Annotated in this window: 21 protein-coding genes and 1 pseudogene; 15 read left to right on the plus strand and 7 right to left on the minus strand. The window is 56.5% G+C overall.

The window, feature by feature from the left end:
• The first annotated feature begins 131 nt into the window (after positions 1-131).
• The gene (locus ACFY68_RS05200; RefSeq protein ID WP_387524044.1) at positions 132-1,520 is read left to right on the plus strand and encodes an MFS transporter; all 1,389 of its coding nucleotides are present in this window, start codon (positions 132-134) and stop codon (positions 1,518-1,520) included.
• Positions 1,521-1,595: 75 nt separating this feature from the next.
• Positions 1,596-2,633, plus strand: coding sequence for a hydroxyacid dehydrogenase (locus tag ACFY68_RS05205; RefSeq protein ID WP_387524047.1), 1,038 nt, complete (start codon positions 1,596-1,598; stop codon positions 2,631-2,633).
• A 268-nt stretch (positions 2,634-2,901) separates the two neighbouring features.
• Here ACFY68_RS05205 and ACFY68_RS05210 read toward each other — a convergent pair whose 3' ends face one another.
• Positions 2,902-3,219 (minus strand): DUF2790 domain-containing protein, encoded by a 318-nt coding sequence (locus ACFY68_RS05210; RefSeq protein ID WP_387524050.1) that lies wholly within the window; start codon positions 3,217-3,219, stop codon positions 2,902-2,904.
• The gene (locus tag ACFY68_RS05215; protein WP_387524053.1) at positions 3,216-6,347 is read right to left on the minus strand and encodes an efflux RND transporter permease subunit; all 3,132 of its coding nucleotides are present in this window, start codon (positions 6,345-6,347) and stop codon (positions 3,216-3,218) included. Before ACFY68_RS05215 ends, ACFY68_RS05210 begins: the two co-directional genes overlap by 4 nt.
• 309 nt (positions 6,348-6,656) lie before the next feature.
• Here ACFY68_RS05215 and ACFY68_RS05220 point away from each other — a divergent pair, with 309 nt between their 5' ends.
• Positions 6,657-7,346, plus strand: a complete 690-nt coding sequence (locus ACFY68_RS05220; RefSeq protein WP_387524056.1) for a response regulator transcription factor — start codon at positions 6,657-6,659, stop codon at positions 7,344-7,346.
• A gap of 61 nt (positions 7,347-7,407) precedes the next feature.
• Positions 7,408-8,685 carry an ATP-binding protein gene (locus tag ACFY68_RS05225; protein WP_387524059.1) on the plus strand — a complete coding sequence of 426 codons (1,278 nt, stop codon included), beginning with the start codon at positions 7,408-7,410 and terminating at the stop codon, positions 8,683-8,685.
• Between the two features lie 2 nt (positions 8,686-8,687).
• On the opposite strand, the gene fliE is transcribed toward ACFY68_RS05225, so the two are convergent.
• A complete protein-coding gene (fliE, locus tag ACFY68_RS05230; protein WP_387524062.1) occupies positions 8,688-9,017 on the minus strand; it encodes a flagellar hook-basal body complex protein FliE in 330 nt (109 codons plus the stop codon).
• A 319-nt stretch (positions 9,018-9,336) separates the two neighbouring features.
• Between fliE and tnpA the strand changes: the two genes are divergently transcribed.
• The 3 genes and pseudogenes from tnpA to tnpC all read left to right on the plus strand — a co-directional run bounded on the left by tnpA (position 9,337) and on the right by tnpC (position 11,655).
• Entirely contained in the window at positions 9,337-9,669 is a 333-nt protein-coding gene (gene tnpA / locus ACFY68_RS05235) for an IS66-like element accessory protein TnpA (protein ID WP_387524065.1), read from the plus strand.
• Complete coding sequence (gene tnpB, locus ACFY68_RS05240) at positions 9,666-10,001, plus strand: IS66 family insertion sequence element accessory protein TnpB (RefSeq protein ID WP_387524068.1); 336 nt, start codon at positions 9,666-9,668, stop codon at positions 9,999-10,001. Before tnpA ends, tnpB begins: the two co-directional genes overlap by 4 nt.
• An 81-nt stretch (positions 10,002-10,082) precedes the next feature.
• Positions 10,083-11,655: pseudogene (gene tnpC / locus ACFY68_RS05245) on the plus strand (IS66 family transposase).
• 19 nt (positions 11,656-11,674) lie between these two features.
• Here tnpC and ACFY68_RS05250 read toward each other — a convergent pair.
• The gene (locus ACFY68_RS05250) at positions 11,675-12,298 is read right to left on the minus strand and encodes a class I SAM-dependent methyltransferase (protein WP_387524070.1); all 624 of its coding nucleotides are present in this window, start codon (positions 12,296-12,298) and stop codon (positions 11,675-11,677) included.
• Between the two features lie 313 nt (positions 12,299-12,611).
• Positions 12,612-13,535, minus strand: a complete 924-nt coding sequence (locus ACFY68_RS05255) for a LysR family transcriptional regulator (RefSeq protein WP_387524072.1) — start codon at positions 13,533-13,535, stop codon at positions 12,612-12,614.
• A gap of 423 nt (positions 13,536-13,958) precedes the next feature.
• Here ACFY68_RS05255 and ACFY68_RS05260 point away from each other — a divergent pair, with 423 nt between their 5' ends.
• Complete coding sequence (locus tag ACFY68_RS05260) at positions 13,959-15,251, plus strand: MFS family transporter (RefSeq protein ID WP_387524652.1); 1,293 nt, start codon at positions 13,959-13,961, stop codon at positions 15,249-15,251.
• Positions 15,252-15,323: 72 nt separating this feature from the next.
• On the opposite strand, the gene ACFY68_RS05265 is transcribed toward ACFY68_RS05260, so the two are convergent.
• Positions 15,324-15,998 carry a nitroreductase family protein gene (locus ACFY68_RS05265; protein ID WP_387524075.1) on the minus strand — a complete coding sequence of 225 codons (675 nt, stop codon included), beginning with the start codon at positions 15,996-15,998 and terminating at the stop codon, positions 15,324-15,326.
• A 102-nt stretch (positions 15,999-16,100) separates the two neighbouring features.
• Between ACFY68_RS05265 and ACFY68_RS05270 the strand changes: the two genes are divergently transcribed.
• Positions 16,101-16,997: a LysR family transcriptional regulator gene (locus ACFY68_RS05270; protein WP_387524078.1), complete on the plus strand. Its 897-nt coding sequence runs from the start codon at positions 16,101-16,103 to the stop codon at positions 16,995-16,997.
• A gap of 43 nt (positions 16,998-17,040) precedes the next feature.
• On the opposite strand, the gene ACFY68_RS05275 is transcribed toward ACFY68_RS05270, so the two are convergent.
• Complete coding sequence (locus ACFY68_RS05275) at positions 17,041-18,330, minus strand: dicarboxylate/amino acid:cation symporter (protein ID WP_387524081.1); 1,290 nt, start codon at positions 18,328-18,330, stop codon at positions 17,041-17,043.
• Between the two features lie 412 nt (positions 18,331-18,742).
• On the opposite strand from ACFY68_RS05275, the gene ACFY68_RS05280 reads away from it, so the two are divergent.
• The 6 genes from ACFY68_RS05280 (at position 18,743) to ACFY68_RS05305 (ending at position 24,084) form a co-directional block, all read left to right on the plus strand.
• On the plus strand, positions 18,743-19,273 hold the full coding sequence (locus ACFY68_RS05280; RefSeq protein ID WP_265967733.1) for a thiamine pyrophosphate-binding protein: 531 nt from the start codon (positions 18,743-18,745) through the stop codon (positions 19,271-19,273).
• Entirely contained in the window at positions 19,261-19,857 is a 597-nt protein-coding gene (locus ACFY68_RS05285; RefSeq protein ID WP_387524084.1) for a thiamine pyrophosphate-dependent enzyme, read from the plus strand. Before ACFY68_RS05280 ends, ACFY68_RS05285 begins: the two co-directional genes overlap by 13 nt.
• 69 nt (positions 19,858-19,926) lie before the next feature.
• Positions 19,927-21,090: an acyl-CoA dehydrogenase family protein gene (locus ACFY68_RS05290; RefSeq protein WP_387524086.1), complete on the plus strand. Its 1,164-nt coding sequence runs from the start codon at positions 19,927-19,929 to the stop codon at positions 21,088-21,090.
• Between the two features lie 63 nt (positions 21,091-21,153).
• The gene (locus ACFY68_RS05295) at positions 21,154-22,356 is read left to right on the plus strand and encodes a CaiB/BaiF CoA transferase family protein (RefSeq protein ID WP_387524089.1); all 1,203 of its coding nucleotides are present in this window, start codon (positions 21,154-21,156) and stop codon (positions 22,354-22,356) included.
• 49 nt (positions 22,357-22,405) lie between these two features.
• Positions 22,406-23,155, plus strand: coding sequence for an electron transfer flavoprotein subunit beta/FixA family protein (locus tag ACFY68_RS05300; protein ID WP_387524092.1), 750 nt, complete (start codon positions 22,406-22,408; stop codon positions 23,153-23,155).
• A complete protein-coding gene (locus ACFY68_RS05305) occupies positions 23,155-24,084 on the plus strand; it encodes an electron transfer flavoprotein subunit alpha/FixB family protein (protein WP_387524095.1) in 930 nt (309 codons plus the stop codon). Before ACFY68_RS05300 ends, ACFY68_RS05305 begins: the two co-directional genes overlap by 1 nt.
• Positions 24,085-24,098: the final 14 nt, after the last annotated feature.

Here is a 24,098-nt window from a genome sequence, read left to right on the forward strand (position 1 = left end):
CTCGACTCCTACTTACGTCAGCGTTTGGCCGGATGGACGGCCCTCGGCCGCCCGATCGGAGACCGAACGACTGAGCGCGAAGTCGGACGGCTGACGGACCGGCGTACTCCAATAATAAAAGCAGGCACTCTATGACAAATCCTTGTGAAAATTCTGGCAAACCCACCCGCTTCCGCTGGCTCGTCGCAGGGCTATTTTTCCTCGTCTATACCGTTGCTTCCGCAGACCGCGCCAATTTGGGTGTAGCGCTGCCTTTCATCCGTGAAGAATTCCCCATGACCAACGCGCAAGCCGGCGCGTTGTTGAGTATCTTTCTGCTGGCCTACGCGTTGGCTCAAATCCCGTCCGGCTTTGCCTCCAGCCGGTTCGGTGTCCGTAACCTGTTTTCTCTGTCAATGATTGCCACATCCATCTTCACCGCTCTGATGGGGACTGTCAGTTCGGTGGTGGGTCTCAAAGTATGTCGATTCCTGCTCGGGATAGCCGAAGGCCCCCTGCCCATCGGCATCGCGGCAACTATCAATAACTGGTTCCCAGCCAAGGAAAAAGGTACGGCCACCGGTATTTTCCTGGCTGCTGTGAAATTCGGTCCTGTGATCGTGCCACCACTCTGCGTAGCGATCGTCGCAGTATGGGGATGGCGCGAAATTTTCTATTTCTTCGCGATTCCCGGGATCATCCTGGCCGTCATGTGGTACTTCCTCGTAGCTAACCAGCCGGCTGAAAGCCGTTTCGTTAATGCTGAAGAATTGGCGCATATCACCGATGAATCCAACAACGTGATCAGCCGACCAAAAGAGGGCTCGCGCGCGCAGTTCAAATGGCTGGACAAGTTCATCAGAGTTACCCCTGTCGAACAAATTGAATCCAGTAAAAGCCTGTTCCGCTCGTGGAACGTGATTGGCTGCGCCTTGGGCTACAGTTTTCAGGTAGGGATCTCCATGATTTTACTGTCGTGGATCCCCACTTATCTGGTGACAGTCAAGAATTTTTCCATCATGAACATGGGCCTTGTGGCAGCAGCACCTTGGGTAGGTGCGATCTTCGGTAACCTTTTGGGTGGTATTCTTTCAGATCGCTTACTGGGCAAACGACGCAAACCGGGAATGATGATCTCGGCGCTCGCCACTGCCGGCATGATGTACGCGTTGATCAATTCACCCAATGATCCAACCCTTTATGCGGCTTTGTTGTTCATGACCGGCACGCTCATAAGTATCGGCTATTCGTCCTACATGGTTTATCCGATGGGCCTTGCGACCAAAAAAGCATTTCCTATCGCAAGCTCGATCGTCAACACCGGGGGCCAACTTGGTGGGGCGGCGGCTCCATTCCTTGTAGGGCTGCTCCTCGACAGTTACGGGTGGTCGCAAGTCTTCCTCTGCATGGCGATCGCATCCTTCACCAGCTTCCTGATTCTCTTGACGATCCAGGAGCCAGTCCCTGCCAGCGCGGACGCCCCGATCAAGGACTGCCAGCAGCAGCCACCACCACCTGAGCTCCAACCGGCCAAATCCTGATCCAACAGGCAGCGCTTCGGCTCCCTTGTAGCGCTCGCTAGGTTTTTCTTCATCAACCCATGTAAAGGAACCGCCATGTCCGTACCTTCCAAGGCGCGCGTGTGCCGTCTCGATATCTGGATCAATCCAGTATTTGATCGGATCATCACTCCCGAGCCCCAACTGGACTTGCAGATTCTATCTAAAGACCCCTCTTGTGCCATGACCGCAGACGCACTGGCACTGGCCCATGCCTACCATGTATGCGCGGCCAAAGACGACCTGCCCCGTCGGTGGTTCGTCGACGAGCAATTGATCAGTTCCTGCCCCGAATTGCTATGTGTTTCCGCAGGAGGGGCAGGTTACGACACGGTCGACGTCCAAGCCTGCACTGCGGCAGGTATCGCCGTGGTCAATCAGTCTGGTGCCAATGCCAATTCGGTTGCTGAGCACACTTTTGCGCTGCTCTTAGCCGTAGTCAAACGTGTAGTCGAGTCGGACCAGAAACTGCGGCACGAATCGGGTTTCACCCGCGAGGACTTGATGGGTGACGAAATCTACGGCAGCACCATCGGGCTGATCGGGCTAGGAGTGATCGGGACCTGCGTAGCGCGTGTCGCCCAAGGTTTTGGCCTGCGTGTGTTGGCCTATGATCCGCTATTGGATGCACACCAGATTCGTGAGCGGGGCGCTGAGCCGACAGATCTGCGAACTCTCCTGGCAGAGAGTGATTTCGTATCCCTTCACTGCCCACTCAACGCTCAGACCCGCCACCTTATAGGCGCCGAAGAATTTGCCGCGATGAAACCTGGCGCAGTTTTCGTATCGACCGCTCGCGGCGGTATCCATGATGAGATCGCTCTGTATGAAGCACTCAAGTCTGGGCACCTCAAAGGGGCCGGACTGGATGTCTGGGAAACGGAGCCGCCACGCCGGGACGCACCACTGCTGAGCATGCCTAATGTCGTTGCCACCTTTCATACCGCTGGCGTCAGTCATGGCGGACGACATAACGTTGCCCGTTCGTCAGCTCAGCAAATCATCATGATGCTCAACGGAGATCGCCCGCCTCATTTGCTCAACCCGCAGGTCTGGGAACGCTATCTCGAACGTAGAGCAAAAGCGCTTGGATAACACCCTGCGCTGAGGAATGGATCTGCGCAATGCAGTTCCATTCCGCACTCAGCAATCGCATGCTTGATGGCGCTTTTTTCGCTAGGCCGATAATAGATGGCAAGTACTTCCGTGCAATCAATCAGACGCGTGATTGCCGTTCGCTATGAGGCCAGACGGCACATTCAGCGATCGCGACCGCGTTGAATATCCTTACCGTCTGTACAAAGTTATTGAAGACTGACGACCGAGGCACACCACGTCTCATGGTGCGCCTTCACCCTTCCTGTCAGCTTTTGGGGCACGTTCCCATTGCCGAATACAGCACCGTCGTTAGTTGTCCGGCTCTATCCTCGTACGTCATCGCCATGGGGACTAACTCACAAGAGCTGAGCGCATCGGTCATGCCAATCATTCTGGCAATATCGAGTTTTTCGCCGTAGGCATAGTCTTTTACCACCGGTTTAGCTTTTCCTGCCTTTTGCGCGTAGGCCAACATGGCCTCGTGATGGTCTTGCAGGCGCCCATCTTGACCGGCTGCAGCCGCGCTGGCCACAAAAAATCCAAATGCGCAGATACTCATGCGTGAATAGAAAAGCCAACTCACTGGTTCGACTCCTTTGGTGTATGGGCCGGCCTGTTGCGCTGGAACATTGAGCTGACAGACAGGTAAAACAGCGGTACCCAGAAGATCGCCAGCAAAGTGCCGGTAATGACGCCACCGATCACACCTGTACCAATAGCATGCTGGCTGCCGGCCCCTGCCCCGCTTGAAAGCACTAAGGGCACCACGCCCAGCGTAAAGGCAAGCGATGTCATGATGATTGGGCGAAGGCGCATACGACACGCCATCACCGCCGCATTGAAGTTGCTCAAGCCCTGCCTGTGTAGGTCAGTGGCGAACTCGACGATCAGGATTGCGTTCTTTGCAGAGAGGCCCACAGTTGTAAGCAGGCCGACCTGGAAGAACACATCGTTCGACAAGCCCCGCATGCTGGTGAACAGCAGTGCGCCGATTACACCTAGCGGAACAACCAGCATCACGGAGAACGGGATTGACCAGCTTTCATACAGCGCGGCCAAGCACAGGAACACCACCAGCAGCGAGAGGATGAACAGTGCTGGAGCCTGATCCCCCGACAGCCGTTCCTCGTAAGACTGGCCAGTCCACGAGAAGCCCACCCCAGGCGGTAGCTCTTGAGCAATTCGCTCGATCGCTGCCATGGCATCACCCGAACTATACCCGGGAGCCGGTTCACCTTGGATCTCCAGAGCTTGCACACCGTTGTAACGGGAGAGCTTCGGCGGACCATAACTCCATTCACCACGGGCAAACGTGGTCAGCGACACCATTTGCCCGCTGGCATTGCGCACATACCATTTGGCTACGTCTTCAGGGCTCATGCGCGAAGTTGCTTCACCCTGAACGTAGACCTTCTTAACTCTGCCGCGGTCAATGAAATCGTTGACATAGTTTCCACCCCAGGCAATCGCGACGGTGTCGTTGACATCGGACAAAGACAGGCCGTGGGCACGCGCACGTTCATCGTCGATGAACAGGTTGTATTGCGGCTCGTCGCGCGGTCCATTTGCCCGCACGTTCGCGAGTGCTGGCTCCATGGCCGCCAACTCGATCAACTGGTCACGAGCCAACCCCAACGTCTCGTGCCCCAGCCCTGCGCGGTCTTGCAGGAACAGGTTGAAGCCGGTCGCATTGCCCAATTCCATTACAGCCGGCGGGGCAAATGCGTTCACCTTCGCATCGCGCAGGCCGGCAAAGTGCTGCTGCGCACGCTCCGCCAGTTCGAAGACGCCCTGCCCCGGCTCAGTACGCTGCTCCCAAGGTTTCAGCATGACGAATGCCATGCCAGAACTCTGCCCGCGACCACCGAAGTTGAAGCCGTTGACATTGAATACGGAGGAAACAACCTCCCCCTCCTCTTCCAGCAGATACCGGCGGACTTCATCAATGACCGCCTGGGTGCGCACGGCGGTAGCTCCGGCAGGCGCTTGAATCTGCGCGTACAAAACACCCTGATCCTCTTCCGGCAAAAACGCTGTAGGAATTCGGGTAAACATCCAGGCCATGGCCATGACTATTACTGCATACATCATCAGGTAAGGCAGCTTGCGCTTGAGCACACCTACGACACCGCGCTCGTAAGAACCAACGACTTTGTCGAACGTGCGATTGAACCAACCGAAGAACCCGCGCTTGTGGTTGTGGTCAGCGGCCGGCTGTTTGAGCATCGTGGCGCAGAGAGCCGGGGTAAAGACCAACGCGACCAATACCGACAACGCCATCGCCGACACGATAGTGATAGAAAACTGTTTGTAAATGACCCCGGTGGAACCGCCAAAGAACGCCATAGGAAGAAACACGGCCGTGAGCACCAGACCGATCCCCACTAGCGCACCTTGGATTTGATCCATGGACTTACGCGTCGCCTCCAACGGTGGCAGCCCATCTTCGACCATCACGCGCTCGACGTTTTCCACCACTACGATGGCATCATCGACCAACAACCCGATCGCCAGCACCATGGCGAACATGGTCAGGGTGTTGATGGTGAAGCCAAACATCGCCAAAACACCGAAGGTGCCTAGCAGCACCACGGGTACCGCGAGCGTCGGGATCAGGGTGGCCCGAAAGTTCTGCAGGAACAGGTACATCACCAGGAATACCAGGACTACCGCCTCGACCAGCGTCATCAGTACGCCCTGGATGGAGGCCGAAACTACTGGAGTCGTGTCATAAGGCAACACCACCTTCATGCCCTGGGGCATGAACGGTTCCAGTTCGGCGACCGTGGCACGGATGGCCTTTGCCGTGTCCAGCGCGTTGGCGCCGGTTGCCAGTTTTATCGCCATACCCGAAGCTGGAAGCCCGTTGTACTGGGCGCTGACGTTGTAGCTCTCGCCGCCCAGCTCAACACGCGCCACATCGCCCAAGCGTACTTGAGACCCGTCAGCATTGACTCGGAGCAGGATATCGGCAAATTGTGCCGCCGTCTGCAGCCGCGACTTGGCAGTGATGGTGGCGTTCAACTGCTGATCAGGAGCGGCCGGCAACCCGCCGATCTGGCCGGCAGAGGTCTGTACGTTCTGCTCCTGAATGGCCGCCTTGATGTCCACGGGTGTCAACTGGTAGCTGTTCAGGCGTGCGGGGTCCAGCCAGATGCGCATAGCGTACTGTGCACCGAACACCTGGAAGTCACCTACACCTGGGGTACGTGCGATCGGGTCTTGGATATTGGCAACCACATAGTTGCTCAAGTCTTGGTTGGTCATGCTGCCATCTTCGGAGACCACTCCGATGACGAGCAGGAAATTCTTGACCGCCTTGGTGACCCGAATGCCCTGCTGCTGGACCTCCTGTGGCAGTAACGGGGTCGCCAACTGTAATTTGTTCTGGACCTGAACCTGAGCGATGTCCGGATCGGTCCCCTGTTCAAATGTCACCGTAAGGCTCATCCGGCCATCGGAGGTACTGTCCGACGACATGTAGCGCAGGCCGTCAATGCCGTTGAGCTGCTGTTCGATGACCTGGACGACAGTGTCCTGCACCGTTCGAGCAGACGCTCCAGGGTAGTTGACCTGGATACCAATCGCTGGTGCCGCGATACTGGGGTACTGGTTGACCGGGAGCTTGAGAATCGACAGGGCGCCTGCCAGCATGACCACCAGAGCGATGACCCAGGCGAAGACCGGGCGATCAATGAAGAATCTGGACATCAGTCTTTACCTCCGCTTGCTGCCGGTAGCCCATGTGCAGGACGCAGGGAACTGCTCATGTGGGCATGGGAGTTCAGCGAGATGCTGGAGGGGATTACAACGTTCACGATGAAGGCGCTCCTCAGTGCTTCAATCAGCGCGCTCCATAGGGGCGCGCAGGTATGAGGGAGGCAATCGTGTAGCGAAGCGAGTGTTGAGCGTTAGCTAAAATAAGTTAACTATGAGCTAGAACGCTGCTGCTTTACGATTGTAAAGACTACTGCTGCGCCGGCACCGGGCTGACAACTGCCCAATCACCCGAGGACCACTGTGAAGAGCGCCTTATGCATCGAAGATGATGCGATCACCGCCGAGGAAATCGTCACCGAGTTGCGGCGTGCCGGGTTTCGGGTCGAGCACACCACCGATGGGCAGAAAGGGCTCGACCTCGCTCTTAGTGGGGATTATGACGTCATCACTCTTGACCGAATGCTCCCCAACTTGGACGGCATGGCCATCGTTGCTGGCCTTCGTCAGGCTGGGCTTAACACGCCTGTACTAATGATCAGCGCCATGGCGACTTTGGATGACCGGATCCAAGGCCTACGTGCAGGAGGCGACGATTATCTGGTAAAGCCGTTCGCCTCTGAAGAAATGGCCGTGAGAGTTGAATCTCTTCTACGCAGGCAAGCGCACGATGAGCGCAAGACCCAGCTGCAATTCAAGGATCTCCATCTCGATTTACTTGAACGAAGGTTGTCCTGTGCGGATCGCCATGTCGACCTTCAGAGCACGGAGTTCAAGCTTCTGGAGTTTCTGATGCGCAATGCTGGTCAGGTGGTGACGCGCGGTCTGATCTTCGAGACAGTGTGGGGATATAACTTCGATCCAGGCACCAAGTTGATAGATGTCCACCTCACCCGTCTGCGGCGCAAACTGGTTGATCTGCAATGTACGCCCTCGATCAGAACGATACGAGGCTCTGGCTTTCTGCTCGACGCGGGCGATCATGAAGCCTAGCCTCTGGCGGACCACTGCGTTCAGGCTGACGGTTAGCTACGCGGGGGTTCTGGCACTGGCCATGATGGTCCTGCTGGCACTGATCTATTGGCGCTCTACCGACTATTTCAGTCAAATTGGCGAAACGTTCGTTGTCGGCCAGGCGCGCTCACTGCTGCATGTACCTCCTGTAGAGCTTCCGCGCGAACTGGAGCAGTTGCAACGTGGCGATATCCGCGGCATCGCCCACTACGGTCTGTTTTCAAGAGATGCGCATTACATTGCCGGCAACATCAAGCATTTGCCCTCGGACTTGCCGTTGGACGGCATGCCACGTGCGTTGAACGAGCCAGGCTTTGAGTTTGGCGCCAAGGCCTCTGCTCAGGTGGTCGCAAATGGCGATATCCTGGTCGTCGGCTATGACGCCAAGACATTGAGTGGCATCAGCGACATGCTGCTGGCTCTTTTGCTCTGGTCAGGGGGTTTAAGCATAGCCGGTGGTATCGGGCTGGGCGCAATTCTAGGCTTACGCCCATTGCGCAGAGTGAAGAAGGTTCAATACACAAGCCAGCGTATTGCAGAAGGTAATCTGGGTCTGCGATTGCCTTTGTCGCGCCGAGGGGATGAGCTGGATGCCCTGTCCGCTCTGGTCAACCAGATGATGGACGAGGTTGAACACTTGATGGGTGAGGTGCGCAGTGTCGGCAACAACCTCGCGCACGACCTGAGAACGCCCTTGAATCGGTTAAGAGCACAACTACGCCGAACCATCGAGGATTTTCACTGCGAGTCCCCCGAGCGTCAGTTATCGCGCCTGCATGAAGCTTTTGACGCCACGGAGCAATTGTTGACGCGCTTTCGTGCTATCCAGCGCATTGCCGAAATTGACACACATAGCCGCCGAGCCGGTATGAAAATGCTGGACCCAGGCTCGCTGATCAGCTTACTCGCTGCAGACTTCAAACCTGTCGCAGAAGAATGCGGTGTTACGCTCCTGGTCGACGTGCAAGCTGGGCCACCGCTACTGGCTGACGATGAACTGCTCATGGAAGCACTGATAAACCTTTTAGACAACGCGCTGAAGTTCACGCCTGTGGGGGGCACAATCCGAGTTGCGCTGGAGCAATCCACGAATGGTTCTAACCTGATCGTTCAAGACGACGGGCCAGGCATCCCGGCCGAGGATCGCGACCATGTGCTGTTGCGCTTTGGTCGTTGCAGTCGCGATCAGCAGGTCTTGGGAGCAGGTCTTGGACTTGCCATCGTTGCGGCAATTGTGCGGCTGCACGGGTTTCAGCTGCGCCTGGAAGATGCATCGCCGGGGTTGCGAGCAGTTATTCAATGCGCAGGGGGGCGGTAGCTTCATACGGGCATTTGCATGATGTCCTGATAAGCCTGGACTACCTTGTTGCGCACCTGAACCAGCGCTTGAGTGGAAACGCTGGCCTTCTGAGAGGCGATCATCACTTGTGTGAGATCTACACCCGTCGTGCCTAGCTCGAATGCTTTAGCCAACTGCCCGGATGCCTGTTGGTTAACATGCACTTTTTCTAATGCCTGCTCGAACAAATCAGTGAAGCTGTTCGGATTCGCAGCCCCTATCGCCAGATGGGAGGTCGTCGCCAGAGGGAGCGCGGACTGCATAGAGCGCATCTCCAGTAACAGCTTGTTCACTTCAAGACCTTGTACCATTGGGCTTGTCTCCATGAGGTTCGAAGGCCACAACGCTAACCTGCCAAGCTCCCCTCCCCCAGTTAAAAAAATTTAAATGGTGGCTTGCAAAGCTGGCCTTGAATGAACGAAGTCGGTCTGCATCACCCCATTGACAGAAATGCGTGTCGGCTACGGATTGCCGCCGGTCGCTGCATTTCACCAAGGCAGATTATCCGTGACACTCGGTATTGATATCGTATCCGTCCGGCCTACACATCTTCCTGACGCAACCGCCGAAGGCCATGGTGTCCACCTAATTTAAGCGGACACCATTTCTGGCCTCTCAAGCGGATTTCTTATGCACCCTCAGCGCCGAACCTACAGCAAATCTTTCAAAGCCCAGGTCATCCAAGAGTGCTCAGAGCCCGGTGCCTCCATCGCAAACATCGCCTTGGGCTACAGCCTTAATGCCAACCTCGTCCATAAATGGATTCGGCTGCATAATCAAAAAGCCGTGGCGCTTCAGCCTGCGTTCATCCCGCTGCATCCGCAGATGCTCGGCGCTGGCACCCATGCTCAGCCCTCCAGTATCAGCCTTGACATCCAGCACCCGCGAACGCCCATTAAGATTCCTTGGCCAGTGGAAAGCGCAGCCGCCTGCGCGAGCTTTCTTCGAGAGCTACTGAGATGATCCGCATCGATACCATCTGGCTCGCCACCGAGCCGATGGACATGCGTGCCGGCACCGACACCGCCATGGCCCGCGTGATCGCGGTGTTCGGTGCGGCGCAGCCGCACTGTGCTTATCTGTTCGCCAATCGCCGCGCCACCCGCATGAAAGTTCTGGTGCATGATGGGTTGGGTATCTGGTTGGCGGCACGTCGGCTCCACCAAGGAAAATTCGCCTGGCCTGGCACGCGCCAAGGTTCACAAATGGAGCTGAGCGCCGAACAGCTACACGCCTTGATACTGGGCTTGCCTTGGCAAAGAGTTGGCCCCGGAAACGCCATTTCCATCATCTGAATCGAGCCATGCCCCATCCGGCAGTGCAATTGTCCGATCAGCCTGTCGTCTTGTTTATGCTGATCTCGCAAGATTGTCGGCATGACTTCGATCCCTGACCTCGACCACCTGAATCCCGAACAACTGCGCGCTCTGGCGGCGCAGTTGTTGCAACGCGTCTCGGCGCTCGACGAGCAAGTCGAAACGATGGGCAAGACCGTTCAGGTCATGGACAAGAAGATCCATCACGACAAAACGCTGATCGAAAAACTCAGCCACGAAATCGCCCAGCTCAAGCGCTTCAAGTTCGCCAAACGCAGCGAGCAAATGAGCCCGGAACAGGCCGTTTGCTCGACGATCTGCTCGATACCGATATCGCTGCCATTGAAGCAGAGCTGGAGTCGCTGCAAGTTACTCCGGCACCTACCCAGGAAAAGCAGAAACCCAAACGTCGCGCCTTGCCGCCTGAGTTTCCCCGCACGCTGATCCATCATGAGCCGGACAACAGGGAGTGGGCCTGTGGCTGCGCGCTCAAACGCATCGGTGAAGATGTCAGCGAGAAGCTCGATTACACACCCGGCGTGTTCACCGTGGAGCGCCATATCCGTGGTAAGTGGGTCTGCGACAGTTGCGAAACACTGATTCAGGCACCGGTGCCGGCGCAGGTGATCGACAAGGGCATCCCGACTGCGGGCTTGTTGGCCCACGTCATGATTGCGAAGTTTGCTGACCACCTACCGCTGTACCGTCAGGAAGCCATATTTGGCCGCGCCGGCCTGGCTATCCCGCGTTCTACTCTCGCCCAATGGGTTGGCGCCTGCGGTATACAGTTGCAGCCCCTGGTCGATGCGCTGCGCGAAGTGGTGCTTGAGCAGCCGGTCGTTAATGTTGATGAAACGCCGGTGCAAATGCTCATGCCGGGTACGAAGAAAACTCATCGTTCCTATGTTTGGGCCTATGCCACCAGCCCGTTTTGCGAAACATCGGCTGTTGTTTACGACTTCAGCCTCAGCCGGGCCGGCGAGAGTGCCCGTAACTTTCTGCAAGACTGGAATGGCAAACTGGTCTGCGATGATTTCGGCGGTTACAAGGCCAGCTTCGAACTCGGCGTGACGGAAATCGGCTGCATGGCCCATGCTCGACGTAAGTTCTTTGAACTGCATGCGACCCACAAGAGCACGCTGGCTGAACAAGCCTTGCGTTACATGCAGGCGTTGTACGAGATCGAGGGGAAATCAAGGATCTGGAGCCGGACATACGTCGCCGAATACGGCAAGAGAAAGCGGTACCGGTGATGGATGCATTGCATGCCTGGATGGTTGCCCAGCGCGATATCGTGCACAACGGCTCAGCCATTGGCAAAGCCTTGGATTATAGCTTGAAACGCTGGACGGCATTGTCGCGCTACCTCGATGATGGCGCTGTAGCCATTTATAATAATTGGTGTGAAAACCAGATACGGCCTTGGGCGCTGGGGCGCAAGAACTGGCTCTTTGCTGGGTCACTACGCAGCGGCAAACGCGCCGCTGCGATCATGAGTTTGATCCAGTCGGCCCGGAACAATGGGCACGATCCGTATGCCTATCTCAAAGATGTGCTGACGCAGTTGCCGAAGCAGCAGGCAAGCGAAATTGCCAATTTACTGCCACACAACTGGCGTTACCCTTTGGGGTAAAAATACAAGGTAGCCAAGCTCACTCGCTCGATGCTGGCTTTTGGGCAACGACGTCAAAGCGATGCCAATGCTTCGTGCCCCGCATACTGGGCCCATCATATTCAAGGATTTCGAAAACCTTCAAGCTAAGCCCCCGGAATAGCGCACGGGCCTCTAGCTCAGAGTGAAAGGTTCTCGCCGTGTCGGATGCCCAATCATCTTTGTCGCCGAAGAGTTGGCCCACGAAAATGCCTCCCGGCAGAAGCGCAGATATCACAACTGACCAGAATTTTTCAAAGTGATCTGGATGACAGAATGGTAAGGCCATTCCTGCATGGATCAATGACGAGGGTGGCAAAGACTCGAGGCTTTCAAACAGTTGGGTAGCTGTTTCCAGCTTTGCACCAGGGTGAGCCAGACCGATAGCGTGTACCATTTCGATTGCGGCCGGCTCTCGGTCAATAGCTAGAACATCCCAGCCAGCTTGAAGTAAAGCGCGAGTCTCGTTGCCAGAGCCACAACCCAGATCCACAGCTTTTCTAGAGTTCGTCTGAGTGCTAGCAAGTCTAAGTGCTGTGTGAAGAAGCGATGATACTGGACGGTCTCTGTGGTGCTCGTAATACGTTTTCCACCTGGACGCCCCACACGGATCGTTGAGTTGCATTCTTTTATCCTTCCCTGTGATCGTTCGTATGCTGGCATGGATTCAATGCGGAGTCTCTCTAAAAGGCAGCCAGACCATAGGGTCTCGATTTGCAGCGGGGTACATCTCCTAGGGCGGTGCTCTGAGGGATCCCATTACGCAAGGTGACTTGGGCATACGCTTACTTGATATCTTGGTTTTGAGCGGTAATGCGAATCCCTTCTTGCTGATGCTGAATGACAGGCGCACAACATACTGAAGCACGAGCACCGCAAAAGCAGCGCCCACGCATCCGACCGCTTGAGATCATAAGCGCAATCCCACGGGCTGTTGCTCACAGCATATGGCCGGCCCAAATACCCTGCTCGACCAACCGGGACGCCAGATCTACAAAGGTCTCACCCACATAGCGTGTTGCCTGGCTTACCTTCCTGTCAGCCGGTGACACCATGACCACTTTACGCATCGGGGTTGGCTCCACCAGCGGAGCAGCGCAAAGCGTACCGCTCTGCAGATGACCGTAAATCGACGCCAGTGGCAGGGCGGTTAGGCCGAAGTCATTGCGGACCAGATCTATCATTGCACCAAAGGAGTCTGCCTCAACGCTGGTAGCAAGCTTGAAACCCAGATCGGCAGCGCAACGGTCCATGATCTTGCGTAAACCATGCCGTGGGCTTGGCAACACCATGCCCTCATGTGCCAGGGCTGAGAAATTGATTGCTTGGTCCATTTTAAGGGCGGCATTGGGCGGCCCAACCAGGACAAGATTCTCCATCATGACCGGCACGATCCGAAGGGTATGCAAAGGCTCTAAATCGTAAGAGACAGCCAACTCCAATTCACCACGCTGAATCCAGTCGAGGAGATAGCCGCTGAACGCAGATGAAATGCGGATTGATAAATCCGGATGTTCTTCGCGAATGCGTTTGACCAAACGAACTGTCATGATCTCGGCGATAGTGGGCGTCGTACCGATCGCGACTGCCCCACGGAAGGAGCCTTGAGCACCGGAGACAGAACTACGAATTGCCTCCAATTCATCCATGATGCGGGTGGCATGCTGCAAAACGCCACTGCCTGCTTCCGTGATGATCATGCCTCGACCATGACGCTCAAACAGATACACGCCCAATTCCTTTTCCAACTGGCGTATCTGGCGACTCAACGCCGGCTGCGCTATATGCAGCCGATCAGAGGCTTTGCTGAGGCTGCCGAGCTCAGCGACATGAATCAGTGTTTTGAGCTGTACGACGTCCATAGGCTGACCGTAATGAGAGGCAAGAGGCGGGTAGAAAGTCTAAAGAGACTGTTCGCAGCCAGCTATAGAATTTCAGCATATCAGATAGACATCAAGCCCCCTTATTGAAGTGCTCAGCCTGGAGTAGCTTCAAATCTAGGTCGCATCTCGTCTGCGACTCCTCACAAAAATAAAACCAGAGGATTTCATCATGCTACTTGCCTTCCCACCCCCTCTTGGCAACACGCGACCTCAACGCTTGTAGCTCCAGATATCAGCGCCAGCGCTGAGCTTTTTGCCCCCCTATCGCCGTGCACGGAGCGCAGTTTCGCTTCGTGGTGTCTCTCGCTTCGCCAGAGGTTGACTGCCATGCCAATTCCAGCCCAAGTCGACACCGCTCTGAATGATACCCCCGCCAAACAACCCAATCGCGTCAGGGCGATCATGGGCGCATGCTCGGGTAACCTCGTCGAGTGGTACGACTTCTTCATTTATGCGTACACCGCAATTTATTTCGCTGCTTCGTTTTTCCCCAAGGGCGACACGACGACCCAGTTGCTGGCAACCGCCGGAGTATTTGCCGTAGGCTTCTTCATGCGCCCGCTGGGAGGATGGATCTTTGGCTGGCTGGCTGATACTCGCGGTCGCAAGGTGTCAATGATTATCTCTGTGTTCATGATGTGCGGCGGGTCGCTGTTGATTGCTGTGATGCCCACTTATGAAACAGTCGGCATTGCTGCGCCGATCATGCTGGTCGTGGCGCGCTTGATTCAGGGGTTGTCCGTCGGCGCCGAATACGGGACCGGTGCCACTTACATCAGCGAAATCGCGACGCCCGGACGGCGCTGCTTCTATGGTTCCTTCCAGTATTTCACGATTATCGCAGGCCAATTGCTGGCGCTGTTCACTGTGGTTATCCTGCAACAGACGCTGAGTGATGAGCAGCTACGCGAATGGGGCTGGCGCATTCCGTTCTTTATCGGTGCCGTGAGTGCCGTCGTCGTTGTGTATCTGCGCCGGTCGATGCACGAAACCGCATCGAAGAAGGAAATGCACCGTGAAGGTGCCGGATCGTTGCGAGGGATGTTCAAACACAAGCGTGCAGTGGGCTTGGTGATTGCCTTCACCATTGGTGGGTCGCTCTACTTCTATACCTTCACCACCTATATGCAAAAATTCCTGGTCATTTCCGCAGGGTTCGATGCTGAGACGGTGAGTTTCATCATGACCTCAGCATTGATCGGGTTCATGATCTGCCAGCCTTTGTTTGGCTTGCTGGCTGATCGACTCGGCATCAAGACACACATGCTGCTCTTTTCAAGCCTTGGCGTTCTGCTGGTCATCCCTCTGTTGTTTGCGATCAAGGGCTCACATAATCCTTTTGTAGCCTTTGCCCTGGTATTTGGCGGATTGGTGATCGCTTCGCTATATACGCCAATCGCCGGTATCGTCAAAGCCGAACTCTTCCCGCCTGCCGTGCGCGCGCTGGGGGTGGGATTCCCTTACGCAGTGGGCAACGCAGCATTTGGAGGCACCGCAGAATATGTTGCGCTTTCATTCAGGGCCCAAGGGGTTGAAGACTATTTCTTCTTCTACGTCGCGGCGGTGCTCTGCGTGACCTTCATCGCCTCGATGCTAATGCCCAATTTGACGCGCCATGGCTATATCAGCGGTGATGGCAAGATCGAGGAGAACACCGGTATGCCGCTCAGTAAAATGCAGACCGCTCAGCATTGACAAGTAGCGCCTGCACCCACTAATTAACAAGGCTGGCAGTTCCCGGGCTGTCAGCCTTGCCAACACCCCTCATCAAACGTGCTGGGTCACACTCTCGCACAGTGGCGCTCTACCCACCGCTACAAAATTGGCAGGCGATTGCGGGTCCGCGTAGCCGAAAGATATACCGAACATAAGCTTCATCTCCTCCTCAATGCCCAGCACCTCGCGTATTGTCTGGGCGTATAGACCCAGCAGGGTTTGCGGAATGCCAGCCAACCCTCGTGCATGCAGTGACAGCAGAAACGTCTGTGCGTACATACCCACATCACTGGCGCTGCGCACGTAGTCGTGAATGCGTGGCATGAAAAGCAATGCGACGTGGGGTGCATCGAAGAAGCTCAGGTTGTGCTGCATGGCCGCGAGCCTACCTGGCCGATCATCGCGAGCCACGTTGATCGCTTCATAGCGTGCACGGCCGCTGGATTGGGCGCGCTGCGCGTGGACACCCGTGTAGGACTGCATATCAAACTCAAAATCAGGCGTAAGATCTCCGCGTGCATCAGCGGCGCGAAGTGCTTTGCTCAGTACATCGCGCGTAGCACCGCTAACAACATGGACAACCCAAGGTTGCGTATTGCAGTTTGAAGGGCTGTGCTGCGCATCCATCAAAAGCGCATCAAGCAGCGCGCGGTTCACTGGCGTGGGCAAAAATTGTCGTGCTACGCGGCGCGTGCGAACAAGCCTCTGAAAATCGTCTGCGGTCATCACGCATGAGCCTCCTGAAGAAAAGAATGCTAGCCTATTCACTCATTTGAATAGGATAAACCTGCATATGGTTGCGGCATTCAAAACGCAGGGTTGTGAATCTTGAACCGTTTGCGTGCCATGGAAGTATTTGTCGCCACTTGTGAAGCCGGTTCTTTCGCGGCTGCGGCTAACCGACTGGAGATGTCGCCACAGATGGTCGCGCGCTACATTGCGGATTTGGAAGCACACCTTCAGGTACGATTGCTCAATAGAACCACTCGCCGGCAGAACCTGACCGAAATCGGGCGAGCGTATTTTGACCGCTGTATCGCAGTGCTTGCCGAAGCCAAAGCGGCCGATGCCATCGTGCTGGAAACCCGGGGCCAGCCGGCGGGTGCATTGAAAGTCAGCGCACCACAAAACTTCGGCGGACAAAGCCTGATGCCTTTTGTGACTGACTTTTTGACTGATCATCCGTTGGTATCGATCGACCTGGATCTGACCGATAGATTTGTCGACCTGATTGCGGAAGGCATCGAAGTCGCTTTCCGTATTGGCGAGCCTAAGGTCGACACCAGCAGCAGCCTGGTCATGCGCTCACTAAACCCCTATCGCCTCATCGCTTGCGCCGCCCCTGCTTACCTGCGGGCAAACGGCACGCCTCAGACACCCGCCGACCTCGCCGAACATGTTTGTATGGGGTACGTATTCTGGGAGCGGGTAATGGACAAACAGTGGATATTTACCCGCGATGGCGTGGCCTATCCAGTGAGCGTGGGCAGCCGTTTACGTGTCAATGATGCGGGAGCTCAGTTGAACGCTGCCTTATGTGGCTTTGGCATTCTTCTCGCCGCTGAAGACCTCATTGCGCCATCGCTGGCCAGTGGTGCGCTGGTGCCAGTACTGCCGAGCTTCGATGGGCCATCCAAGCCCATGAGTCTGCTTTACCCTGCCGACAGGCTAAGGACGCTGAAGGTACGCCGGTTCATTGATGCTGCTGTCGAGCGTTTTGCTTGAGGTAGACCGTTCCCCGCCTGGGGAGCGGTCTACCTCAACCCCTTTATCCAACTACCCGTTCATTGATCTGTACAGGTTCGCTCGTCGAAACAACGACAGGCTCTTGTGACAGCTCGCCTTCCCACTTGGCAACCACTGCTGTTGCGATCGAGTTACCAACCGCGTTCGTGGCAGATCTGCCCATGTCCAGAAACGTGTCGATCCCTAGAATGAGCAAGAGACCCGCTTCGGGGATGTCGAACTGCACCAGGGTCGCGGCGATGACGACCAGCGAAGCGCGCGGTACGCCTGCAAGCCCTTTGGACGTGAGCATCAGTGTCAGCAACATGAGTATCTGTGTTCCAAGCGACATCTCAATGCCATAGGCCTGGGCAATGAACAGCACAGCGAAGGTGCAGTACATCATCGAACCATCGAGGTTGAATGAGTAGCCCATGGGCATGACGAAGCTTGATATCTTCCGCGAAACACCAAAGCGATCCAGCGCAGCCAGCAACTTTGGATACGCCGACTCCGAACTGGCTGTAGCAAACGCCAGCAGGAAAGCTTCTTTGATCAACCGCAGCAATGAAAATATCCTGCGCCCCAGGAACATCGCACCCGCCAGTATCAGCAGGCACCAGAGCAGTGACAGGCCTATATAGAAGTCGCGCATGAAAACGGCAAACGTCACCAAGATCGACAAGCCGTTGATCGCAACAGTCGATGCCATGGCGGCCATCACCGCCAAGGGTGCAAGCTTCATCACATAACCGGTGATCACCAACATGGCGTGCGCCAGTTCATCGGTAAGCCGCACCAGTCCTTTGGCTTTTTCCCCCAATGCCGCCAATGCAACACCAAAGAACATGGAGAATACAACGATCTGCAGGATCTCGTTGGTCGCCAGCGCCTCAGCGAACGATCTTGGTACCAAGTGGGTGACAAACCCTTTCAGGGTGAAAGCTGAGGTCTGCAGGGATGTGGTGGCATTCACATCGGGCAATGGTAGAGCCAAGTGCTGCCCCGGCTGGAGGATATTGGCCATCATCAGGCCAACCGCAAGCGACAGTAACGATGCGGTCATGAACCACAACATGGCTTTGCCGAAAACCCGGCCGACCGAGCCTGCATCGCCCATGTGCGCGATCCCGACTACCAGCGTGGAGAAGACCAATGGCCCAATCAGCATTTTGATCAGGCGCAAGAACACATCTGAGACGATCGAGACATAGCCGGCTATTTCAGTGGCAGTCGTCTTGTCAGGTGCATTGAGGAAAATGCTGTAACCGATGAGTACACCCAGCAGCATGGCCAGCAGGATCCAGCCTGCCAGCGGTAAACGGTATTTCATGAACCACCTGTAATCGAGTAATGAACATGATCACCGCGTGAGCGGCGCATTACGGAACGAGGTAGGCAAGAGCGAGTTGGCCGCAAGGGCATTTAGAGGGGAACGGCATTACAGCGGGAGGCGAAAGCCAGCGAAGTACGCGATCGAACATAGTGGTGCCCTCATATTTTATTGTTGTTGGTCCAGCGCGGCATCTGCAGAGACGCCGAACGATCACGCTAGCGTAGTTGGCCGACTTGATTAAGCGCAGTTCCGGCCTAGCAGCTATCTGATTTGGTGATACCTGACCGGTTTCCGAGAACATCCCTCGAGGTATATCAATCCGGCATATCTAAAAGTGAAAAATGGTAGTCGTCGCTCCCGCAAGCTCGCTCCATGATGAGGCAAAACAAGAGCAGCATTGGAGACAACTATGTCATCGCAAGAAGCTGAACAAAGCTGGCAAGAAGACGTGTTCCGCGTCCTTAAGGCCCACGACGTCAAGCATGTCGTATTCGTCCCGGACGCTGGCCACTCGGCAGCCATCCGCATGTCCTATCAGGATCCTGATATCAAGGCCGTCGTACTGACTACCGAAGAAGAAGGCATCGGCTACCTGGCAGGTGCCTGGCTCGGCGGCGAGCGGGGCGCGCTGCTGATGCAGTCCAGCGGCGTGGGTAACTGCATCAACACCTTGGCTCTGCAGAACTGCGCCGGCTTCCCCCTGCTGATGGTCGTGACCATGCGTGGCGACTGGGCTGAATTCAATGCCTGGCAGAACCCGATGGGTCAGGCGACCGAAGCCTCCTTGCAATTGATGAAGGTCATGACCTGGCGTGCAGATAAGCCAGAAGACGTGGCGCCGCTGCTCCATGGCGCCGCCACCATGGCGTTCAACGGTGATTCTGCCACTGCCCTGCTGCTTGGCCAGCGCCTGATCGGAGAAAAGAAATGGGTGAAGTAAGCGCTAACTACACGCTGTGCCGCCGTGAGGTGGTACGCACCCTGCTCGCCGATCGTAAGGACGTGCTGGTGGTGACAGGCCTCGGCTCGGCGTCCTATGACGTGATGGCTGCCGGTGATCACGACGGTAACTACTACCTCTGGGCGGCTATGGGTAGTGCTATCACCGTAGGCCTTGGGCTGGCGAATGCTCAGCCCGACAAGTCGGTAGTTGTCATCACCGGTGACGGCGAGTTGCTGATGGGCTTTGGCGCCCTAGCTACTGTCTCCCTGCAGAAACCTGCCAATTTGACCATTGTGGTGTTGGACAACGGTCACTTCGGCGAAACCGGCATGCAGGTCAGCCATGCAGGCTTTGGCATCAAGCTCGACCAGGTTGCGCAAACCTGCGGCTTCAGCTGGACGAGCGAGATTCGCGACATGGCAGGCGTACATGACCTGCGCGAGCGTTTCGCTACGCGTGAAGGGGTAAAGCTTGCCACCGTGAAAATCAAGGCAGAGAACCCCCCAAGAGTGTTGCCGCCGCGGGACGGTCATTACATCAAGAACCGTTTCCGCGCTGCCCTGGGCTTCCAGCCTCTTTGACTGTGTTTGGTGTGGGCTGGCAGCCGAGCCACGACAAGGCTGCCAGCCCCCGCCGCCTGGAGAACAATAATGAGCGACTACGACGACGAAGAACTCAATGCCATCCGCGAAGGCGTTCGCGCATTGTGTGGTGATTTCCCTGCCGATTACTGGCGCAAGATCGATGAGGAGAAGGGATTTCCTGAAGCCTTCGTAAAAGCCATGACCGACGCCGGCTGGCTGTCGGCGATGATTCCTGAAGAGTATGGTGGCTCCGGTCTGGGGCTGGCCGAGGCCTCGGTGATTCTTGAGGAAGTCAACCGTTGTGGGGGCAACTCCGGGACCATCCACGGCCAGATGTACAATATGTTCACCCTGCTGCGTAATGGCAGCGAGGAGCAGAAGAGCCACTACCTGCCTAAGCTGGCGAGTGGCGAACTGCGCTTGCAATCGATGGGTGTTACCGAGCCCACTACAGGCACCGACACCACCAAAATCAAGACCACCGCGGTACGCAAGGGTGACAAGTATGTCATCAACGGGCAAAAGGTTTGGATCTCGCGCATTCAGCATTCTGATCTGATGATCCTGCTGGCCCGCACTACGCCGCTGGCCGAGGTGAAGAAAAAGTCCGAAGGCATGTCGATCTTCCTGGTCGACCTGCGCGAGGCCATTGGCAATGGTTTGACCGTGCAACCGATTGCCAACATGGTCAACCACGAAACCAACGAACTGTTCTTCGACAACCTCGAAATCCCTGCTAGCAGCCTGATTGGCGAAGAAGGCAAAGGCTTCCGTTACATCCTCGACGGCCTCAACGCCGAGCGCACGCTGATCGCTGCAGAATGCATCGGTGACGGTCGCTGGTTCATCGAGAAAGCCAGTCAATATGCCCGCGATCGCGTGGTATTCGGCCGTCCGATCGGGCAGAACCAGGGCGTGCAGTTCCCGATTGCCGAAGCGCATATCGAAATCGAAGCGGCCGACCTCATGCGCTGGCGTGCATGTGAGGAATATGACAGCGGCCGTAATGCCGGTGCCGCTGCGAACATGGCCAAGTACCTTGCAGCCAAAGCAAGCTGGGAAGCGGCGAACGCCTGCCTGCAAACACATGGCGGCTTCGGTTTCGCCAACGAATATGACGTCGAGCGCAAGTTCCGTGAGACCCGCCTGTACCAAGTGGCCCCAATTTCCACAAACCTGATCCTGTCGTATGTGGCCGAACACCTGCTGGAACTGCCACGCTCGTTCTGACCGAAGTCGGCCCTTGTCGCCAAGACGGCAAGGTCATGACATGACAAAAGAGATAAAAAAGCCATGAGCCAGCTCACAGGTATCCGGCCACTCGACGGCATTACCGTCATTAGCCTTGAACACGCTATCGCGGCCCCTTTCTGCACCCGTCAACTGGCCGACCTGGGTGCGCGGGTGATCAAAGTCGAACGCCCGGGTGTCGGCGACTTCGCCCGTGGTTATGACCAACGCGTAAATGGCTTGGCCTCGCACTTCGTCTGGACCAACCGCTCCAAAGAAAGCCTGTCACTGGACCTCAAGCAGGACATCGCTGGCGACATACTCGACCAGTTGCTGGAGCAGGCCGACGTATTGGTACAAAATCTGGCACCAGGCGCCGCTGCGCGCTTGGGTTTGTCGTTCGAAGCATTGCATCAGCGCTTCCCTAAACTGATCGTCTGTGACATTTCAGGTTATGGGGCGGGAGGGCCTTATGAGCAGAAGAAAGCCTATGACCTGCTAATCCAGAGTGAAGGTGGTTTCCTGTCTGTAACAGGAGGCCCCGGCGAAGACCAGATGGCAAAGGCAGGTAACTCAATCGCTGACATCGCCGCGGGCATGTACGCCTACACCGGTGTATTGTCAGCCCTGCTTCTGCGGGGCAAGACCGGTGAAGGCAGTCACGTCGATGTGTCCATGCTCGAAAGCCTGGTCGAGTGGATGAACTACCCCCTCTATTATGCCTATGGCGGAGCTGCGCCGCCTCCGCGCGCAGGTGCTGCCCATGCCACGATTTACCCGTATGGCCCCTTCCCCACCGGTGACGGCAACACCGTGATGCTCGGGCTGCAGAACGAGCGCGAATGGCGTTTGTTCTGTGAACAGGTCCTGCTAACGCCCACGCTTGCCGACGACGATCGGTTCTCTGCCAACTTCAAGCGCGTGGAAAACCGCGAACAGTTGCGGGCACTCATCATCGAGGCCTTCGCCAAGCTCGATTTCAATACTGTGATTGCGCGCCTTGACGGCGCGAGCATTGCCAATGCCCGTGTCAATGACATGCAGGGTGTCTGGGAGCATCCGCAGCTTCAGGCACGTGAGCGCTGGCGCAATGTGGAGACCGCGGGCGGCAGTATTCCAAGCTTGCTCCCCCCGGCGACCAGCAATGCTTTCAGCTCTCGCATGGACCCAGTACCGGCGCTGGGCGAACACAGTGAGCGCATCCTTGCCCAACTGGGTATGTCTGCCGAACGAATTCAGGAACTGCGCGTTTGTGGGGTCATCTGACCCCTTTTTTAAGCTGCAGCCAAAAGAGTAAAAGGGAGTAACACAGCCCATGAAAGTGCTGGTCGCAATCAAGCGAGTCGTCGACTACAACGTCAAGGTTCGCGTCAAAGCGGACAACTCCGGCGTCGACCTTGCAAACGTCAAGATGTCCATGAACCCCTTCTGCGAAATCGCCGTCGAAGAAGCCGTACGCCTGAAAGAGAAAGGCGTGGCGAGCGAGATCGTGGTTGTCTCCGTCGGCCCGACTACTGCCCAGGAGCAGCTGCGTACCGCGCTGGCGCTGGGTGCCGACCGTGCCATCCTGGTTGAAGCCGCCGATGAGCTGAACTCCCTGGCCGTGGCCAAGGCGCTTAAGGCCGTTGTCGATAAAGAGCAACCGCAGCTGGTCATTCTCGGCAAGCAGGCCATCGACAGTGACAACAACCAGACCGGCCAGATGCTGGCCGCGCTGACCGGCTACGCCCAGGGTACCTTCGCTTCCAAGGTCGAGGTTGCTGGCGACAAGCTGAATGTCACCCGTGAAATCGATGGTGGCCTGCAAACCGTATCGCTGAACCTGCCGGTCATCGTCACCACCGACCTGCGCCTGAACGAGCCGCGCTACGCGTCGCTGCCGAACATCATGAAGGCCAAGAAAAAGCCGCTGGAGACCGTCAAGCCTGACGATCTGGGCGTTTCCCTTGCCTCCACCAACAAGACCCTGAAAGTCGAAGCGCCTGCTGCCCGCAGCGCGGGTATCAAGGTCAAGTCGGTGGCCGAACTGGTCGAGAAACTGAAAAACGAAGCGAAGGTAATCTAATGGCCATTCTGGTAGTAGCAGAACACGACAATCACACACTGGCCAGTGCCACGCTCAACACGGTGGCGGCCGCCCGGCAGATTGGCGGCGATGTCGTGATAGTGGTGGCAGGCCATGATGTTTCCGGCGTGGCATTTGCCGCCGCAGAGATTCCGGGTATCAGCAAGGTATTGGTTGCCGACGATGCCGCTTATGCGCACCAATTACCAGAAAATATCGCTCCGCTGCTGGCCAACCTGGGACGTGACTTCACGCATGTTCTGGCACCCGCAACGAGTAATGGCAAGAATGTTCTGCCACGCGTCGCGGCTCTGCTGGATGTGGACCAGATTTCGGAAATTATTTCGGTTGAAGCCGCGGACACCTTCAAGCGGCCAATCTACGCAGGCAATGCCATCGCCACAGTACAATCCAGTGCAACGATCAAAGTCATCACGGTACGCAGCACCGGGTTCGATCCTGTACAGGAAGCAGGCGGTGGCGCAGTTATCGAAGCGCTGAAAGGCGGCACGGACGTGCAACTGTCGTCCTTTGTGGGCGAAGAACTGGCCACGTCGGACAGGCCGGAGCTGACGGCTGCCAAGATCGTCGTATCCGGCGGCCGCGGCCTGGGCAATGGTGACAACTTCAAGTACTTGTACAGCTTGGCCGACAAACTCGGCGCTGCCGTCGGCGCCTCGCGTGCAGCAGTTGATGCAGGCTTCGTGCCCAACGACATGCAGGTCGGCCAGACCGGCAAAATCGTTGCGCCGCAGCTGTACATCGCCGTCGGTATTTCCGGTGCGATCCAGCACCTGGCCGGCATGAAAGACTCCAAAGTGATCGTTGCGATCAACAAGGACGAAGAAGCGCCGATCTTCCAGGTAGCCGACTATGGCCTGGTCGCCGACCTGTTCGAAGCTGTTCCCGAACTCGCGAAGCATATTTGAAACCTTGAGGACAA

Origin of the sequence: Pseudomonas sp. NPDC012596 (assembly GCF_042902325.1) — a bacterium.
In the GTDB taxonomy this organism is placed as follows: Bacteria; Pseudomonadota; Gammaproteobacteria; order Pseudomonadales; family Pseudomonadaceae; genus Aquipseudomonas.